Here is a 1,389-nt window from a genome sequence, read left to right as displayed (position 1 = left end):
GTAGTGTTGGACAAGATGGTCAGTAATTTGGACATCAGAGACATTCTCCGCCTGGAACTGAGCCAGAGTTTTAGCGAGATTGGCTACAAGTTCCCGATAGGCTTCCATCTGCTTTATAGTTGCACCCATGATAGCGTCGAAAGTACTGTTGATCAGCCCAGCAGTAAACTCAGTAAAGCCTAGCTCTTGAACTTGCTTTGGCCGACTGATACCACACTCAACTGCACTATTATTAGTATTAGTATTATTATTATTCATTGGGCTAACACCTGTTGCCAGTGGGCTTTGACACTGAGGGTGTTCAGCAGCTATTTCCTTAAGGGTATCTCCCATGACTGTAGCAACCCTTTCCCGCACTAATTGCAGTTCTTGGTTACTTTTAACCTGCACTAAGGCTTGATCTACTACGTCATTAACCAAGGTATTCACACCATGCTCAATAGCTACCTCTTTCGGCATACTTTGATCAATAGTTGACCCAGTTGATCCATCTTCTCCAGGCATTTTTACAAGAATCGGCTCTATTGGGTTTTGATTGATCAAGTCTGTGCTTTCCATCATATCGATTGCGGTTGAATACTTATAATTATTGGATGTTGGTTAATTGTTACATTAAAAGTGTAGTAAAGGGAACAGGGAACAGGGAACAGGGAACAGGGAACAGGGAACAGGGAACAGGGAACAAAACAATATTACAATTAAATTAGTTTAGGATTAATATGTTAAGTAATAAGGTTTGATTTTAACTTTAAAATTGTTATTATTTTTAATAAAATTAGCAGTAATGGTATTAATAATATAATAATTGACTAACCGGAATTCAGACTAGGTTTTATGCTATTTAATTAGGAAAGGAAAAGGGCAATTATAAATGATAGCATTCTCCATGCATGCCCTTTTCCTTTAATTCCTTAATAAGTAATCTTTACCTCAACCCATCCACTTGTGGTGCAGAGCATGATCACCAGCGGCGACAAAAACATCAAGGCGGTCAGCTCCCCAAGATGCTGCTGCTACCCCAGCAATGCTGTAACCACCTAGGTTTTTCCAATTTTTCCAGGCAGAACCATCCCAGGAACGGCAATAGACCTTGCCCATGGATCCAATGACGAAACAATCGAGCTGGTTGACTCCCCTGGACACAGCGGCTACACCATACTGACAGTAGCCTCCCAGTTTTTCCCATGGACTCCAAATGGAACCATTCCAGGTCTTGTAGTATAGAGCGCGATCGCGACCAATGGTAAAGATAGCGATATGGTTTGGACCCCAAGACACTGCTGCGGGTGCAGAAATAGAGTAGCCTCCTAAGTTTTCCCAGCCGCGCCAAGCCGAGCCATCCCACCACTTGTGGTAGACGGCGTGGTCAGTACCAATCAAAAAGGTGTC

1 protein-coding gene and 1 pseudogene are annotated in these 1,389 nt (G+C 42.6%); both read right to left on the bottom strand.

The genetic code is table 11. The features are described 5' to 3' along the window. On the bottom strand, window positions 1-561 hold a 561-nt coding region (locus F6K49_RS49330), incomplete at its 3' end, for a hypothetical protein (protein WP_293110070.1). A gap of 369 nt (window positions 562-930) precedes the next feature. Beyond that, window positions 931-1,389, bottom strand: a pseudogene (locus tag F6K49_RS49325) (serine protease); the annotation flags it as partial.

It is taken from the genome of Moorena sp. SIO3I6 (genome assembly GCF_010672095.1).
This window is presented reverse-complemented; position numbering and strand designations above follow the sequence as displayed.